General features: G+C 57.5%; 14 protein-coding genes. 8 read left to right on the top strand and 6 right to left on the bottom strand.

Features of this window, described 5'->3' with window-relative positions; all coding sequences use genetic code 11:
- Positions 1-890 precede the first annotated feature (890 nt).
- On the bottom strand, positions 891-2,834 hold the full coding sequence (locus ACFSKT_RS25885) for an ABC-F family ATP-binding cassette domain-containing protein (RefSeq protein ID WP_377719498.1): 1,944 nt from the start codon (positions 2,832-2,834) through the stop codon (positions 891-893).
- A gap of 227 nt (positions 2,835-3,061) precedes the next feature.
- Between ACFSKT_RS25885 and ACFSKT_RS25880 the strand changes: the two genes are divergently transcribed.
- From ACFSKT_RS25880 to groL, 8 genes are all read left to right on the top strand, one after another.
- Positions 3,062-3,703 (top strand): 5-formyltetrahydrofolate cyclo-ligase, encoded by a 642-nt coding sequence (locus tag ACFSKT_RS25880; RefSeq protein WP_377719499.1) that lies wholly within the window; start codon positions 3,062-3,064, stop codon positions 3,701-3,703.
- Complete coding sequence (moaC, locus tag ACFSKT_RS25875; protein ID WP_377719500.1) at positions 3,667-4,173, top strand: cyclic pyranopterin monophosphate synthase MoaC; 507 nt, start codon at positions 3,667-3,669, stop codon at positions 4,171-4,173. Before ACFSKT_RS25880 ends, moaC begins: the two co-directional genes overlap by 37 nt.
- A 29-nt stretch (positions 4,174-4,202) precedes the next feature.
- On the top strand, positions 4,203-4,697 hold the full coding sequence (locus tag ACFSKT_RS25870; protein ID WP_377502185.1) for a MogA/MoaB family molybdenum cofactor biosynthesis protein: 495 nt from the start codon (positions 4,203-4,205) through the stop codon (positions 4,695-4,697).
- Positions 4,694-5,725 (top strand): molybdopterin-binding protein, encoded by a 1,032-nt coding sequence (locus ACFSKT_RS25865; protein ID WP_377719501.1) that lies wholly within the window; start codon positions 4,694-4,696, stop codon positions 5,723-5,725. Before ACFSKT_RS25870 ends, ACFSKT_RS25865 begins: the two co-directional genes overlap by 4 nt.
- A 164-nt stretch (positions 5,726-5,889) precedes the next feature.
- Positions 5,890-6,123: a twin-arginine translocase TatA/TatE family subunit gene (gene tatA / locus ACFSKT_RS25860; protein WP_377719502.1), complete on the top strand. Its 234-nt coding sequence runs from the start codon at positions 5,890-5,892 to the stop codon at positions 6,121-6,123.
- 181 nt (positions 6,124-6,304) lie between these two features.
- Positions 6,305-7,090 carry a twin-arginine translocase subunit TatC gene (gene tatC, locus ACFSKT_RS25855; protein WP_377719503.1) on the top strand — a complete coding sequence of 262 codons (786 nt, stop codon included), beginning with the start codon at positions 6,305-6,307 and terminating at the stop codon, positions 7,088-7,090.
- A 539-nt stretch (positions 7,091-7,629) separates the two neighbouring features.
- Positions 7,630-7,911 (top strand): co-chaperone GroES, encoded by a 282-nt coding sequence (groES, locus tag ACFSKT_RS25850; RefSeq protein ID WP_148933378.1) that lies wholly within the window; start codon positions 7,630-7,632, stop codon positions 7,909-7,911.
- A gap of 115 nt (positions 7,912-8,026) precedes the next feature.
- Positions 8,027-9,655 carry a chaperonin GroEL gene (gene groL / locus ACFSKT_RS25845; protein WP_377719504.1) on the top strand — a complete coding sequence of 543 codons (1,629 nt, stop codon included), beginning with the start codon at positions 8,027-8,029 and terminating at the stop codon, positions 9,653-9,655.
- A gap of 69 nt (positions 9,656-9,724) precedes the next feature.
- On the opposite strand, the gene ACFSKT_RS25840 is transcribed toward groL, so the two are convergent.
- The 5 genes from ACFSKT_RS25840 to ACFSKT_RS25820 all read right to left on the bottom strand — a co-directional run bounded on the left by ACFSKT_RS25840 (position 9,725) and on the right by ACFSKT_RS25820 (position 15,062).
- The gene (locus ACFSKT_RS25840; RefSeq protein WP_377719505.1) at positions 9,725-9,943 is read right to left on the bottom strand and encodes a DUF2905 domain-containing protein; all 219 of its coding nucleotides are present in this window, start codon (positions 9,941-9,943) and stop codon (positions 9,725-9,727) included.
- A gap of 172 nt (positions 9,944-10,115) precedes the next feature.
- Entirely contained in the window at positions 10,116-11,195 is a 1,080-nt protein-coding gene (locus ACFSKT_RS25835; protein WP_377719506.1) for a CobW family GTP-binding protein, read from the bottom strand.
- Positions 11,196-11,280: 85 nt separating this feature from the next.
- Entirely contained in the window at positions 11,281-12,417 is a 1,137-nt protein-coding gene (locus ACFSKT_RS25830) for a Ger(x)C family spore germination protein (RefSeq protein ID WP_377719507.1), read from the bottom strand.
- Positions 12,414-13,517, bottom strand: coding sequence for a GerAB/ArcD/ProY family transporter (locus tag ACFSKT_RS25825; RefSeq protein ID WP_377719508.1), 1,104 nt, complete (start codon positions 13,515-13,517; stop codon positions 12,414-12,416). The genes ACFSKT_RS25830 and ACFSKT_RS25825 overlap by 4 nt, the downstream gene beginning before the upstream one ends.
- A gap of 9 nt (positions 13,518-13,526) precedes the next feature.
- A complete protein-coding gene (locus ACFSKT_RS25820; protein ID WP_377719509.1) occupies positions 13,527-15,062 on the bottom strand; it encodes a spore germination protein in 1,536 nt (511 codons plus the stop codon).
- Positions 15,063-15,211 lie beyond the last annotated feature (149 nt).

The raw sequence follows: 15,211 nt of genomic DNA, 5'->3' as shown, positions 1-15,211 counted from the left end.
AGGCTTTTGACGTTTGTCGCGCTCCGCGTTGGCGCGGGCGGCAGGCGTGCCGGAGAAAGTCGTGCAACGGATCCAATTTGGAGCTTCCATCATTATCCACAGGGTTATCCACATGATTTGGAAATCCCTGTGCATAAGCGCAGAAAAGCGCATAACCGCGGGCATCGCCAATGTGTACAACGGGGGGATAAGTTTCCCACAGGTCAATTGTGGATAATGTGGATAATGGGTGTAATTAACCAGCTTAACTTTTGGATAGCGCGCCATTCGCCAAAAAACGGCTAGGAATCAAGCACTATGGAATCGCGTTGCAAGCCAGAATTGAATAACAATTCATGTGAGGATGTGGATAAATCTGTGGAAAACGGGGATAGATGCCGTTATTCGCCATATTAATGAATAGCTAGCGTATCGGGAAGATTTTTTACCCAAAAGACGGTTTTATTGAAACTTTCGACAACTGCAGGTTCGAAGTGATGTCGAATTCGGCGCAGTGGCCGTGAGGTCGCAAGTGAAAATCAAGATACGCCTTGTCGCAGGCTTAGCGCAAACCTTCGCTTGGTCCAACCATTGCCTGGAGATACGGAGCACACAAATAAGCAGCGCGGACGAAGAACTCTCCACGGGTTGGCTGATTGCCTTACCATGGATTCGCCTTACCATAAATTGCGCTTAGTCGGGATCAGAAAAGTCATTGCTGTTCCGCAGGTTGGAAAAAAGCGGCGGCTCCGTGTCAGATCCAGCCTGCATAGCCGATCGTGCCAGGTTTGTTAGCCGGTCGGATTCAATCTGTCGAAAGCATGTTTTTCCACGTCAAAAACGCCACCCATGTCGACCATGAGCGGCGTAATTTATCTTTATCGAAAAGAGGCGGATCGGCGCGTGCGGCACTAAGCGAGCAGTTCCTCCCACTGGTCGTAAGCCGACTGCAGTTGTGTCTTGCGCGCGTCGATGTCGGATTGAATCGTTTGAATGCGCACGTAGTCGTTGAAAACGTCCGGATCGGCGAGCTGCTCCTCGAGCGTCGTGATTTCCGACTCCAGGCGCGCGATATCGGCTTCGAGCTGCTCCTGCTTGCGCTGGCGGCTGCGCTCCTCGCGCTTCGCCTGTTTGTCGGCTTCATACGACGTAGGCGCCGCGGTTTCCGGCGAAGCGGCGGTTTTTTTCGGGGTTGACGCCGTTTGCGACAGCGATTCTTGAAGCAGCTCATCCATTTCACGCTTTTTCTCAATCATTTCGTCATAATTTCCCAGGAAATGCTCCGTGCCCTGCGGCGTAAGTTCGACAATGCGCTCGGCCATCTTGTTCAGGAAGTAACGGTCATGGGAAATGAACAGCAGCGTGCCGTCATAATCGAGTAGAGCACCTTCCAATACTTCCTTGCTGAACAGATCCAAATGGTTGGTCGGCTCGTCGAGAATGAGGACGTTGGCTTTGGCCAGCATGAGTTTCGACAGCGAAACGCGGGCTTTTTCTCCGCCGCTGAGCGAACCGACGCGCTTGAGCACGTCTTCGCCGCTGAACAGGAAGTTGCCGAGCACGGTGCGGATGCGCACTTCCTCGAGTCCCGGGTAGGCGCTCCACAGCTCTTCCAGCACCGTGTTCGACGGATTAAGCGCCGTGTGCTCCTGGTCGTAATAGCCGAGCTTGATGTTGGTGCCCCATTTGATCGTGCCGTCTTGATGCGGCTGCTGGCCGACAAGCGCCTTGAGCAGCGTCGATTTGCCGATGCCGTTCGGGCCGATGAGCGCGACGTGCTCGCCTCGCTTAAGCTGGAACGACACGTTGCTGAACAGCGGGCCTTTCTTCTCGGGGAATTGAATCGACAAGCCGCTCACGTCCAGGACGTCGTTGCCGGTCTGCCGCTCGATTTCGAACGAGAAATGCGCTTTCTTCAGATCGCCCATCGGTTTGTCGAGCCGGTCCATCCTATCGAGCGCCTTGCGTCTGCTCTGGGCGCGTTTGGTCGTTGAGGCGCGAACGATGTTCTTCTGGATAAAATCCTCCAGCTTGGCGATTTCGTCCTGTTGTTTCTCGTACTGCTTCATCTGCGACTCGTACTCGGCCGCCTTCAGATCGATATAACGGCTATAGTTCCCGGTATACCGCTTGGCGGTGTGGCGTTCGATTTCGACGATGGCCTGCACGACCGCATCGAGGAAATACCGGTCATGGGAGACGACAAGGACCGCGCCGGAATAGGCGCGTAAATAATCTTCGAGCCAAGTCAGCGTCGGGATGTCGAGATAGTTGGTCGGCTCGTCGAGCATGAGCAGATCGGGCGCTTGCAGCAGGATGCGGGCGAGCGCAAGCCGTGTTTTTTGGCCGCCGCTGAGCGTCGAGACGAGCGTTTCTTTCGGAAAATGGCCGAAGCCCATTCCGTGAAGGACGCTGCGGATGCGCGTCTCCATCTCGAAGCCGCCTTGTTCGCGGAACCGGTCGGATAGCTTCGAGTATTTGTCCAGCGCATCTTCGTAAGCCTTCGCATCCTGCTCGGACTGCGCCAGGTCGGCGATGCGCTGCTCGAGCGCGCGCAGCTCCTGCTCCATGTCGATCAGATGGGCGAAGACGGCGCGCATCTCCGCTTCGATCGTCCGCTCGGATTGGAGTCCGCTCGTCTGGGCGAGATAGCCGATCGTCGTTTCCTTCGCTTTGTAAATGGTGCCGGCATCATGTGACATTTCGCCGGCGATGATTTTGAGCAGCGTCGATTTGCCCGCGCCGTTGACGCCGACGAGGCCGATGCGCTCACGGGGAAGAATTTGAAAGGTGATGCCGGATAAAATCGGCTGGGCGCCGTAATTTTTGGATATATCGGATACTTGAAGAAGCATGATCGTTTAAACCTCCGGATCTGGCGTGCGTTACGCTTGCATTTTCCTTAAGTGTACCGAATCTTCCGGGAAACGACAACGCCGCCGCGCGCGAAGATGCGCGGGGAATCCCACCTTCGGGCCATTGGCGAAAAATGGGCAACAGTGGTACACTTAATAAACAATGCGTGCAAAAGGGAGAGGGCGTGCCTTGCGTTCGGGAGGCGACGCCGGCTAGGCGGGGAAAGATGAACGAATGGAAGAAGGCGGAACGCGCGCGGATGGCCGATCTGCGGAAAGGCATCCCGGCCGCGCAGCGCGCTGCGTGGTCGGAGTCGGCATGCGCCCATGCCGTACGAATGTTGGAGGAATGCGGTGTTGACCGGTTCATGGCCTATGTCTCGTTTCGCTCCGAATTGGATACGGCGCCGCTGCTCGAGTGGGGATTCATGAACGGAAAGACGGTCATCGTCCCCCGTTGCATCCCGGAGGATCGATCAATGGAGCTGTACGCGATTTCGAGCTTGGACATGTTGGTTCCTGGCGCTTACGGAATTATGGAACCGGATCCTGCGCTGGCGGCGCGAGTCGATCTCGCGCGGACGATGCCGCAGGCTATTGTCGTGCCGGGACTGGCATTCGACGTAGAAGGCGGGAGGCTTGGCTACGGGGGCGGATACTACGACAGGTTCCGCGATCGTATTACAATGGCCGCGGCCTCGCAGGGCTGTCCGGTTCCGCCGTGGATCGGCCTTGGCTTCGACATGCAGCTGGTCGAATCGGTCCCCATGGAGGCGCATGACGCGCGGATGGACGCGATCGTGACGGAACGCGGAAGAAGAAGGATTACGCCATGTGCAAAGGAAAGGAGCGGGTGCTCGTGGAGTTGACCCATTTTAATGAACAAGGACGCGCCCGAATGGTCGACGTCTCCGATAAGGACATTACGAGTCGGACGGCGACGGCGCGCACGACCGTGACGATGAATGCGGACACGCTGTCCCGGATCAAGTCGGGCACGATCGGCAAAGGGGACGTGCTGGCGGTGGCCCAGGTCGCGGGCATCATGGCGGCGAAGAAAACGTCCGACTGGATTCCGATGTGCCACCCGCTGCCGCTCACCGGCATCAATCTGGTGTTCGGCGACAATGGCGTGGACGAGTTATATATAGAAGGAACCGTGAAGACCACCGGCAAAACGGGCGTCGAAATGGAGGCGCTGACCGCCGTTTCCGCCGCGGCGCTTACCGTTTACGACATGTGTAAGGCGCTGCAGAAGGACATGGTTATCGGGCCGACGCATCTGGTGTCGAAGACCGGCGGCAAGAACGGCGATTATACGCATCAATCGAACGGCTAAATCTCGAAGCGAGAGGGGGAGAGCGGAATATGCGGTGGAAAGTAGCATTGCTGACGGCGAGCGACAAAGGCTCGCGGGGCGAACGGGAAGATACGAGCGCACAGGTGATCCGCGAGCTCGTGGAAGAAGAGCTCGGCGGCGATATTGTCGACTACCGGATCGTGCCCGACGAGCAGGATGAAATCATGGCCGCCCTTATTGAGATGGCCGATTATTATCGCGCCGACCTCGTCATTACGACGGGCGGAACCGGACTGTCTCCGCGGGACTGGACGCCGGAGGCCACGCTGAAGGTCATCGACCGGGAGGTGCCGGGCCTGGCGGAGGCGATGCGCATGGGCGCGATGCAGCGGACCCGGCAGGCGATGCTCTCGCGCGGGGTCTGCGGCATTCGCGGCCGATCGCTCATCATTAATTTGCCGGGCAGCCCGAAGGGCGTGCACGAGAATTTGATGGCGATTATGGACCAGCTTCCCCACGCGCTTAGCATTTTGTCCGGACGGATTGGAGAACACAACGCATGAGCGGCGAAGCGAAAAGAACGACGCTGCGCGAGGTGCCGGTGGAGGAGGCGGTCGGCCTCCGGTTGGCGCATGACCTGACGCAGATTTTGCCCGGCGAATTCAAAGGCCGGCTGTTCAAGAAGGGCCATGTCATCACGGAGGCGGACATTCCGAAGCTGCTCGATATCGGCAAAGCCCATATTTACGCGATGGAGCTGGGCGAAGGCGAGCTGCATGAGGACGATGCCGCGCTGCGGATGGCCGAGGCGCTTCGGGGCGACGGAACGCGCATGACGGAGCCTCATGAAGGCAAAGTGGCGGTGAAGTCGGATTTGGACGCGCCGGGCTTGGCGGTCATCGATCCGGCTTTCGTGCAGGCGGTGAACGAGATCGGCGAGATCGCGCTCGCGACCGTGAAGACGAACCATGTCGTGCAGCCGGGCGGCCAAATCGCGGCGACGCGCGTCATTCCGCTTGTCGTCGACGAAGCGAAGGTGCGGAAGGTCGAGGAGCTGGCGGCGCGCTATCGGGAGTCGCACGGCGGCGAAGGTCCGCTGCGGATCAAGCCGCTGCGCCGGATGCGCATCGGGCTGGTGACGACCGGCGGCGAAGTGTTCAGCGGACGAATACAGGATAAATTCGGACCGGCCGTGCGACGCATCGTGGAATCGCTCGGTTCGGAGATCGGGGAACAGCGTTTCGCCCCGGATGACCGTCAAACAATTGTCAAGGAAATCCACTATTTGCTTGATAACCATTATGATATGATACTAGTGACTGGCGGTATGTCCGTCGATCCGGACGATCGTACGCCTGCTGCCATTAAGGCGGCGGGGGCGGATATTGTCAGCTACGGCACGCCGATGCTGCCGGGCTCGATGCTGCTCGTCGGCTATATCGGCAGCGTGCCGATCATGGGCCTGCCGGGCTGCGTCATGCACGATCCATATACGTCGTTCAACGTCTTGCTCCCGCGGGTATTGGCCGGCGACGTGATTAAGTTAGCGGACATTGTCGATATGGGTTATGGCGGTTTGTACGGCTGCTAACGGGTAATAGGTTACATAGAGAGAACGTCGTGGTTTTGATCATAGGGACGTAAGTGCAGCGCGGAGTATAGCTCCGCAAAACAAAGTTTAGGCTTCCGAAGCAAGTTTTGCTGGGAAGTCATCTCAGCGGAGCAACCCTCCGCAAAACTTTTAGGAGGAACAATATGTTCAACGGCATTGGCGTGACAGGTATTATATTGATCGTGCTGGTCGCTTTGCTGCTGTTCGGTCCGAACAAGCTGCCCGAGCTGGGGCGCGCATTCGGGCGGACGCTGAAGGAGTTCAAGGCGGGCGCGAAGGATTTGATGGACGACGACGACCGCGAGCGCAGAGACGCGAACCGGATTGAAGTGAACCGCGACAAAGAGGAAAAAAACGATAAGCGGCTCCCAGAATAATCGGAGTTCGCTTTTTTTATGACGACGTCGGAATCTAGAGGTTCCGAATTGACAGCACATCTTGTTTCACTCCGGCGAGTATCGCGCTCCGCCTATAGACGGCGAGTGCGGATTGCCCTGCTGCAGCGGATAGCCGTATAGGCCGCTACCACCAACACGGCCGTTAAGAGGTGAGCTTTGCATGAACGAAGATACGACCCCGCGCCCAACGCGCGAGGAATTAGCCATGACCTTGTTCGATCATATCGGCGAGCTGCGCAAACGAATCATTTATACGCTCATCGTACTTGTCATCGGCCTTGCGATCGGCCTTTTTCTGGCGAATCCGGCCTATGATTTTCTCATGTCGCAAGAGCCCGTCAGCGGGATGAAGCTGCATACCTTCTCCTTATGGGACGGCATCGGCATGTACATGAAATTCGCGTTCGTCATCGCGCTTCTGCTGGTGGTGCCGTTCGCCTTCTTTCAATTGTGGGCGTTCGTGAAGCCGGCCCTGCACCAGCGGGAGCAGCGCGCGGCGCTGACCTTCGTGCCGATGGCGCTCCTGCTCTTCATCGGAGGGCTGGCATTCTCCTATTTCGTCGTTTTCCCGATGGCGTTCAATTTCACGACCGAGGTGTCCCGGCATTTGGGACTGGAGGAGACATACGGGATTACGCAGTATTTTACGTTTTTGTTCAACATCCTCATTCCGATCTCGCTGCTGTTCGAGCTGCCGATCCTCATCATGTTCCTGACGCAGATTCGGATTCTGACGCCGATGCGGCTGCGCAAAATGCGCCGTGTCGCCTACCTGATCCTGATCATTCTCGGAACCATGATCACGCCGCCGGACTTTATTTCGGACATGCTCGTGGCGATCCCGCTCATCGTGCTGTACGAGGTCAGCGTCATGCTGTCGGGCGTCGTTTACCGCAAGCAGCAAGCGCGGGATGCCGCATGGGAAGAAGAGTTTGGCACGACATAATCCACCGCAAGCCGGCCGATGAGGCCGGCTTTTTTGTCCTATCGCAAAGGGAAGCTTCACATTTATACGTCAGCCTTAATGTCCCGGGGTTGAAACGCGCACCTCGCCGCCAAGGCGGCATCAGCCGGTTCACCTCGCGGATTGCAAGGGAGAGCGGCCAGGCTTGGGGAAGCGGACGGAAACTTTTGCGGCGGCGTCTGCCTAGGCAGGCTTATGATCGAACAAAGCTGTCAATGATGAACAGGGGCGTGTTATTTAGCGGGTGAACGATTAGCGGGAGGAAAGGTAAGCGGACTTTACAATTGGCGCCGTTAACGGCCTTTGAGCCTCCTGCGTGCGGGAAAATGGTCACCTCATGCGGTCTCGGCGGTCATTCTTGCGCGATGCTGAGCTTTTCCAAATTTCACGTAAAATGAACGGCCAGCCACTTGAAATCTAATTTCAAAATCGGTATTATAGGTTATGGTTATTAGCACTTAACAGTTGCGAGTGCTAATAAGTGAACACACTGCAACTCAAATCAAAAGGAGGCTATTTTCATGATCAGACCTTTGGGTGAACGCGTATTGATCGAACCGATCGCGAAAGAAGAAACAACGGCTAGCGGCATTTTGCTGCCAGACACGGCGAAAGAGAAACCGCAAGAAGGCCGCGTCGTTGCTGTTGGCTCCGGTGCGCTCAAAGACGGCGTACGCATCGCGCTTGAAGTGAAGGAAGGCGACCGCGTCCTGTTCTCCAAATATGCCGGCACGGAAGTGAAGTACGACGGCAAAGAGCTGTTGATTATGAAAGAGAGCGACATTCACGCGATCCTGGGTTAATCCCCGGCATTGCCGAACATAGAGCGTACGGACGCGATACTTAGGGAGCCGTGAACGGCTCCACCCGTAAAGCAAAGCGAAACCCCAACTATTCTAATTTCAGGAGGTACTACCCATGGCTAAAGATATCAAGTTTGGCGAAGACGCGCGCCGCGCGATGCTCCGCGGTGTGGACGCACTGGCTAACGCGGTTAAAGTTACCCTCGGTCCTAAAGGCCGCAACGTGGTACTCGAGAAGAAATTCGGCAGCCCGCTCATCACGAACGACGGCGTGTCCATCGCGAAGGAAATCGAACTCGAAGACGCGTTCGAGAACATGGGCGCGCAGCTCGTGAAAGAAGTCGCGACCAAAACGAACGACGTAGCCGGTGACGGTACGACGACGGCAACCGTTCTCGCGCAAGCGATGATCCGCGAAGGTCTGAAGAACGTAACAGCGGGCGCCAACCCGATGGTTATCCGCAAAGGTATCGAGAAAGCCGTTAAAGCGGCCGTAACCGAGCTGCAAGCCATCGCCAAGCCAATCGAAGGCAAGCAATCGATCGCGCAAGTTGCGGCGATTTCCTCCGCTGACGACGAAGTCGGCCAACTGATCGCGGAAGCGATGGAGAAAGTCGGCAACGACGGCGTCATCACGGTTGAGGAGTCCAAAGGCTTCGTGACGGAGCTGGAAGTCGTGGAAGGCATGCAGTTCGACCGCGGTTACCTGTCCCCATACATGATCACGGACACGGACAAAATGGAAGCCGTTCTCGATAATCCGTTCATCCTGATTACCGACAAGAAAATCTCCAACATTCAAGAGATCCTGCCGGTTCTCGAGAAAGTCGTTCAATCCGGCAAGCAGCTCCTGATCATCGCGGAAGACGTAGAAGGCGAAGCGCTTGCTACGCTGCTCGTTAACCGTCTGCGCGGCACGTTCACGTGTGTGGCTGTCAAAGCTCCGGGCTTCGGCGACCGCCGCAAAGCGATGCTGGGCGATATCGCAGCCCTGACAGGCGGCCAAGTAATCACCGAGGAACTCGGCCTTGAGCTGAAATCCACGACGGTTGACCAGCTCGGTTCCGCTCGCCAAGTTCGTATCTCCAAAGAGAACACGATCGTGGTTGACGGCGCAGGCGACAAGAAAGACATCGATGTTCGCGTCAGCCAAATCCGCGCGCAGCTGGAAGAAACAACTTCCGACTTCGACCGCGAGAAGCTGCAAGAGCGTCTGGCGAAGCTGGCTGGCGGCGTAGCCGTAATCAAAGTCGGCGCAGCGACCGAAACAGAATTGAAAGAGCGCAAACTGCGCATCGAAGACGCCCTGAACTCGACACGCGCTGCGGTCGAAGAAGGCATCGTTTCCGGTGGCGGTACGGCACTCGTGAACGTATATGGCGCAGTTGCTGCCGTTCAAGCGAGCGGTGACGAGCAAACCGGCGTGAACATCGTGCTGCGCGCGCTGGAAGAGCCAGTTCGCACGATCGCGGCTAACGCAGGCCAAGAAGGCTCCGTTGTCGTCGAGCGTCTGAAGAAAGAAGCGATCGGCATCGGCTACAACGCCGCAACCGGCGAGTGGGTGAACATGTTCGAAGCGGGTATCGTTGACCCTGCGAAAGTAACGCGTTCCGCGCTGCAGCACGCAGCATCCGTAGCGGCCATGTTCCTGACGACTGAGGCAGTTGTTGCCGACAAGCCTGAGAAAGATAAGCCAGGCATGCCTGACATGGGCGGCATGGGCGGCATGGGCGGCATGATGTAAGACAGACGAAAACCCCTTGATTTCAAGGGGTTTTTTTCTTATTTATCGGCTTATTTGGTCATGAACAGGTCATTTAAACAACCGAATTAAATAAGCGATGCCGGACGCAACCAGACTAATCACGATGCACGTGACGACCGGGAAGTAGAAGCCGAAGCCTTCCTTCTCGATGGCGATGTCGCCGGGGAGGCGGCCCAGCGGAAGGAAACGGCCGAGCAGCGCCCATAATAAGCCGATGACGATGAGGGCCGCACCGGCGAGAATGAGCAGTTTGGGGATCGTCCCCATGGCGGATCAGCTCCTTGCGAGGTTCGTGCGGATCAAAGCCGCTCCTTTTATTATAGCCGATCGCCCAAGTCGTCGGGGCATAGCTGCCCATGAAAAAGACCGTGGATACGCGCGAGCGCGGCACTGATGTGCCGCACGACGCTTTCCACGGTCTTTGCCGATCCGCCAGCCGCTAGTGCTTCGTGAGCTTCTCCCATTCCGCCGAGATGCGGGCGTGATCGAGGTCGATGCCGATGATGACGAAATACGGCTCGCCCGCATAGTCGGCCTTCTGCCATTCGACCCGCTTGCCAGCCAGCTGGAAGAGCAGCATGCTCCCGCCGGGACCAAGCGGCATGAACCCTTTGGCGCGCAGACAGCCGTTGCCGCGGCCCGCGAAGAACGCTTCGAAGCTCCGCTTCGTCACGGCGCTCGCCGTGCCGGGATAGAGCGTGATCGACTTGACGCGCGAATACGACTGGCGCTGCTTCGTGATGACCTGCAAGGCCGAGAAAGGCTGAGAGGCCGAGACGCTTGCCGGCTGCGGCGGAGAAGCGAAGACGCGCGTGCCGGGCGAAGGCGAGATCGGCACGCCGCCGACGCGCACGCTGCCGAAGGAAGGCTTCGGCTTCGCAAGCGGGCTCTTCTCGATGCCATCCAGAATGAGCGAAGGCTTCACATCCCCGCGGACCGTCAGCACGAGCTGGCAAGCGGCGTTGCGGTCGCGCACCATTTTGTCCAGCTTGGCCGCCGTCTTGGAGGAGATGAGATCCGCTTTGTTGGCCAGGACAAGGTCGGCGACCTCGATCTGCCGCCGCAGCGTATGTACAAGTTCGCGGTCGGTGGAGAAGATGCTGTTATAATCAATCGCGTGCTCCGCGTCCAGCACGGTGACGATCCGGTGCAGGGCGACTTGCGCGGCGAGCTGCGGCTCGCTCATCGCTTCGACGATTTCCTCCGGATTGGCGACCCCGGTCAATTCGATGAAGATGACGTCCGGCGCCGCTTCCGCCAGACGCTCCAGGCATTGCGACAGCTCGCTCTTCTTGCTGCAGCAGAGGCAGCCTTCCGTGACGCGCTCCAGCATGCTGGCGGCGGCCTGGCCGCTGACCATAATGCCGTCGACGTCCACCGAGCCAACCTCGTTCATCAGGACGGAGGCGCGCATCCCCTCCGCCTTGGCATGCTGCAGCACCCGGAGCAGCATCGTCGTTTTGCCGCTGCCGAGGAAGCCGCTGACGACTACGACCGGTATCGGTCTCGTTTCCATCATGGGCGATCGCTCCTTTCATCCACGTAAGTGTATGCGGGAGCAGGCCAAAGCTGAACCACGTAATGCTCGCGTTTTGCGGCTTCGGCTACGTTTGCAGCTTGCCGATATCTTTGATTTTGACGTCGGCGGTAATGTTGAATTTAAGGTCGGCAATCATTTCCCGCCAATCGAGCTTCTTCCATTGCGCATAGCTCATACTGTTTCGTACACGCTGGCCGATGCCGAGCGGATCGAGCCGCTGCTTTTGCATTTTCTCGACAAGCAGCAGCGTTTCTTTCTCAACGTAGGCTTTCATCCGTTTCTCAAGCTCTTGTTGGTCACGGCTCTTCTGGAGGTTGAGCTTGCCGCGGTATTCGAGCACCTCGCCTCGTATTTTGAGATGGATATTAACGGTTATATCTTTGCCGTCGCGGATCGTTTTGGGATGGCGGATTTTAATTTTACGGTTGCTGGCGACGAAGCTGAGCATGACGCGCTGCTGTTCGCCTTCCTGGACGGGCATGGCCATGACGACCTCGCCGGTGACGAAATTTTTGTGCAGGAAGTTGAACAGCAGCGATTTCTGCGGCTCGACGCGCATGATGTAGACATCGTTGCGGAATAACGCAATGCCGTCCAGGGCGAGGGCCTCTTTGCCTTCCTTGATGATAGGGGCCACCGGATCAATGCCGTCGTCGAGATAATCCCGCGTGAACGTATGCAGATTGGAGAGCGGGATCTCGGTCGAGCCGCGCTCGGTCCGGATCAAGTCCTCGATATATTCGCCGGTGCTCGGAAATTGCTTGTAGGTGCGCTGCAGCAGGGCATTGGCACTACCGTTCACCACGACGACGTTCACTTTGCTGCCGATGGACGGATCCCGCACGAGCGTGTCGATGTTTTTCCAAATGCCGTCTTTCGCTAGCTTCATGCCGAACAAGACGGTGCGCATCTGTCCGCTCACGATTTGCCGGTTATTCTGCCTGGAAAACATGATGCGGGCTTCCTTGTTCGATTGTGCGATCGTCGTCAGGACAATCCGAGCGTTGAGGGGCTCGGATTTTGGGATGCTGATCGTCACCTTCAGCTTCGTCTTGTCTTCTTCGCCGTCCGGGAAGTCAAGCGCGACCGTGCGCGTGAACCCCATCCGCTCGATGATCTTCTCGTCGCGGCAGCCGGCGAGCAGCAGCGCGGCGGCGGTGAGCGCGAGCAGCGGCAGCCGGCAAGCGCGCATCATTCTCATGCCGGCGTCCCTCCTTCGGGTTTCGGCGTGTTGCCCCGTGCCTGGAAGGCGGCCAGCGCGAGCAAGGCGGCCGGAAGCAAGAAGGCGAGGCAGGCTTCTACGTAGAGGGCGACGCGCAGCAGAATTTCCGAATCCCGCAATATGGTCGGGTAAAAGGAGATGCCAAGCGAGGCCGCGATCAAGAGCAGCTCGAGCAAGTTCTTGCGCGCCTTCGGAAACACGCGCCGAAGCGCCATGAGCGCCATCCAGCCGAACAGCACAAGGGAGGCCAAGTTGCTGAACAGAAACAGCGTGAAGATGAGGTTCTCCAGCCGGTTCAGGAAGGGCAGCTCGATATAAGAGAACAAATTCAGCAGCGGATACATAATGGCTTGGAGCTGTTCGAGACTAAAGAAGCCATAGGAGACGATGATCAGCAGCAGATAGACCGACGTCGTTAGCAAGTGTCCGGAGTAAGCGCCTTTAAATAACGATTTCGGCGCCGCGAACGGAATGAGTAGAAGGGTGATTTCGAACCCGACGAAGATGGTGTACACCTCCAGCCAGTTTTTCAGGCTGAATCCTTCGGTGCCGCCTTTGAGCAGAAACGGCGTGAAACGGTACAGCTCCCATTGGTCTTTGAAATAGAAGGCGAACAGCGCGGCGGGCACGGTGAAATAGAAGAAGATGGTCATCGCCTTGCTAATGTTGTAGATGCCTTTCGTAAGCAAGTAGAAGCCCAGCATGGCCAAAAGGGCGTACAGCAGATTCGCGTTCGTCGTCGGGAAGGCGACCATTTGATAGATAAGCACGTATTTCTTGCAGACGAAGCTGCCGATGGTGATCCATACCAACGAGAGAAGCAGGTACGCCGGCTTGAGCAGGAACTGAGGAATCGACTGCTCGGCAATTTCGAACGGGGAGCGGCCGCGGCCGACGCGGTGAACAAGATGAATCAGGCCGAGGTTGGCGAAAGCGATGGCCGACAGCAGCAGCAGGCCGATCCACCCGTTCGTGCCGAGATTTTCCGCGAGAATGCGGGGCAGGCTGAAGACGGTCACGTCAAGCTCGATCATGACGATGATGAAGGCGACATGAAAGCCATTCAGTTTTTCGCTCATCCGCATCCCCTACTTTCGCATTTTGTTTTTCTCTTTGTTGGGCGTTTTGACTTGGGACGGCCGAGTGCGCAGCGAATAGAACGGTCCGCGTATGAAAGTGTCCAGCCAATCCTTGATGTTCATCGGCGCAATCGGCGTTAAATACGAGCTGCCCAGGTTCGTAATGCCGGAAAGATGAATGACGATGAACGCAATGCCGATCATCAGGCCGAAATTGCCCCATATCCCCGCCAGGAAAATGAGCGGAAAACGGATCAGACGAATCGATGCGCTCATGACGTAGCTCGGAATGACGAACGAGGCGATCGCGGACGACGCGACGGCGATGATGAGCACGTTGCTCGTGAAGCCGGCTTGCACGGCCGCTTGTCCGATGACGATACCGCCAACGATGCCGATCGTCTGGCCGATCTTGGTCGGCAGCCGGGCGCCCGCCTCCCGCAGGAGTTCGATCGTCGTCTCCATCAGGAGCGCCTCGTACAGCGGAGGGAACGGCACGTTGCTTCTGGACTTGGTCAAGTTCAGCAGCATTTTGTGCGGAATCATCTCATAATGAAACGTCGTCACCGAGACGTAGAACGCGGTAAAGCCGACGGTAATGATAAACCCGACGATCCGCAGCAGACGAAGCGCAGAGCCGACGTGCCAGCGCTGATAGTAGTCGTCCGGCGAAGTGAAAAATTCGAAGAAGGACGACGGCGCGCTCACCGCGGAAGGCGAACCGTCCACGAAAATGACGACCCGACCGGCCGTGAGCTTGGAGCAGACGGCATCCGGACGCTCCGTGACGACGAACTGCGGGAAGAAGGAATTCGGATTGTCGTCGATCAATTGCACGAGCATGTTGGCCTCGAAGATCGCATCGAACTCGATGTCCTTCAGCCGCTCGGTCACTTTGGCGACGAATTCCGGATTGGCGATGCCCTCGATATACGTGATGACGACTTGGGTCTTGGTCACTTCGCCGACCGCGAGGGAAACCGTCTTCAGATGCGAGCTCCGCAGCCGTTTGCGCAGCAGCGCCAGGTTCTCGACGATGTTCTCGACGAAGCCGTCATGCGGTCCCGCGATGACGGTCTCCGTCTCGGTCTGCTCGATCGAGCGCCCGATGGACCGGGTGAGGTCCACCTTATACGCGCGATCGCCGGAGAAGACGACGGCGCTCCCGTATAAGATGGCATACACGGCATCCTCCAACGTATTCACGCCTTCGAAAATCGCCTGCTGCAGCAGTTTGTCGGCCATTTCGTCGGTCACGCCGCTGAACGGAAGCACGAGCGAGCGATAAAGCTGATCGGCGTCGATCATATACTGCAAATAGACGGTTCTGACATTGTTGGCAGGGAAATCGCGATATTTCAGATCCATCGTGTTGGCGAATTCCTGCAGCAGGTTCGCAAGCGTCAGCGGTTTGCGCGGAGCTGCCGCTCGCTCTCCGGTTGCGTGCTGGCCGATGTCCGGGGACGATCCGTTGTTGCCTTGAGAGCTGCCAATTTGCGCGCTGCCCGCATTCGGGCCGCTATTGCCGGACGTTGCATCGGACATGACGGATCGCCTCCTTGGAAGGAAGTGGGGAACGAGGATTATTCTCACCGATGCGACTCGTTATTATGCGGGGGACCAAGAACGCGTGGATTGTTGCAAATTGTGAATCATTCGGCAGGCAAGCTATAATGAGGGGATAGAGACGGCGG

It is taken from the genome of Paenibacillus xanthanilyticus (assembly GCF_042682185.1).
Taxonomy (GTDB): Bacteria; Bacillota; Bacilli; order Paenibacillales; family Paenibacillaceae; genus Paenibacillus_Z; species Paenibacillus_Z xanthanilyticus.
Note: the sequence above shows the minus strand (reverse complement) of the source record. Positions and strands in the feature narration are given on the sequence as shown.

Excerpts from the sequence above, each read along its gene's own strand:
- ACFSKT_RS25885 (WP_377719498.1), bottom strand. The coding sequence starts at position 2,834 with ATGCTTCTTCAAGTATCCGATATATCCAAAAATTACGGCGCCCAGCCG.
- ACFSKT_RS25880 (WP_377719499.1), top strand. The coding sequence starts at position 3,062 with ATGAACGAATGGAAGAAGGCGGAACGCGCGCGGATGGCCGATCTGCGG.
- moaC (WP_377719500.1), top strand. The coding sequence starts at position 3,667 with ATGTGCAAAGGAAAGGAGCGGGTGCTCGTGGAGTTGACCCATTTTAAT.
- ACFSKT_RS25870 (WP_377502185.1), top strand. The coding sequence starts at position 4,203 with ATGCGGTGGAAAGTAGCATTGCTGACGGCGAGCGACAAAGGCTCGCGG.
- ACFSKT_RS25865 (WP_377719501.1), top strand. The coding sequence starts at position 4,694 with ATGAGCGGCGAAGCGAAAAGAACGACGCTGCGCGAGGTGCCGGTGGAG.
- tatA (WP_377719502.1), top strand. The coding sequence starts at position 5,890 with ATGTTCAACGGCATTGGCGTGACAGGTATTATATTGATCGTGCTGGTC.
- tatC (WP_377719503.1), top strand. The coding sequence starts at position 6,305 with ATGAACGAAGATACGACCCCGCGCCCAACGCGCGAGGAATTAGCCATG.
- groES (WP_148933378.1), top strand. The coding sequence starts at position 7,630 with ATGATCAGACCTTTGGGTGAACGCGTATTGATCGAACCGATCGCGAAA.
- groL (WP_377719504.1), top strand. The coding sequence starts at position 8,027 with ATGGCTAAAGATATCAAGTTTGGCGAAGACGCGCGCCGCGCGATGCTC.
- ACFSKT_RS25840 (WP_377719505.1), bottom strand. The coding sequence starts at position 9,943 with ATGGGGACGATCCCCAAACTGCTCATTCTCGCCGGTGCGGCCCTCATC.
- ACFSKT_RS25835 (WP_377719506.1), bottom strand. The coding sequence starts at position 11,195 with ATGATGGAAACGAGACCGATACCGGTCGTAGTCGTCAGCGGCTTCCTC.
- ACFSKT_RS25830 (WP_377719507.1), bottom strand. The coding sequence starts at position 12,417 with ATGAGAATGATGCGCGCTTGCCGGCTGCCGCTGCTCGCGCTCACCGCC.
- ACFSKT_RS25825 (WP_377719508.1), bottom strand. The coding sequence starts at position 13,517 with ATGAGCGAAAAACTGAATGGCTTTCATGTCGCCTTCATCATCGTCATG.
- ACFSKT_RS25820 (WP_377719509.1), bottom strand. The coding sequence starts at position 15,062 with ATGTCCGATGCAACGTCCGGCAATAGCGGCCCGAATGCGGGCAGCGCG.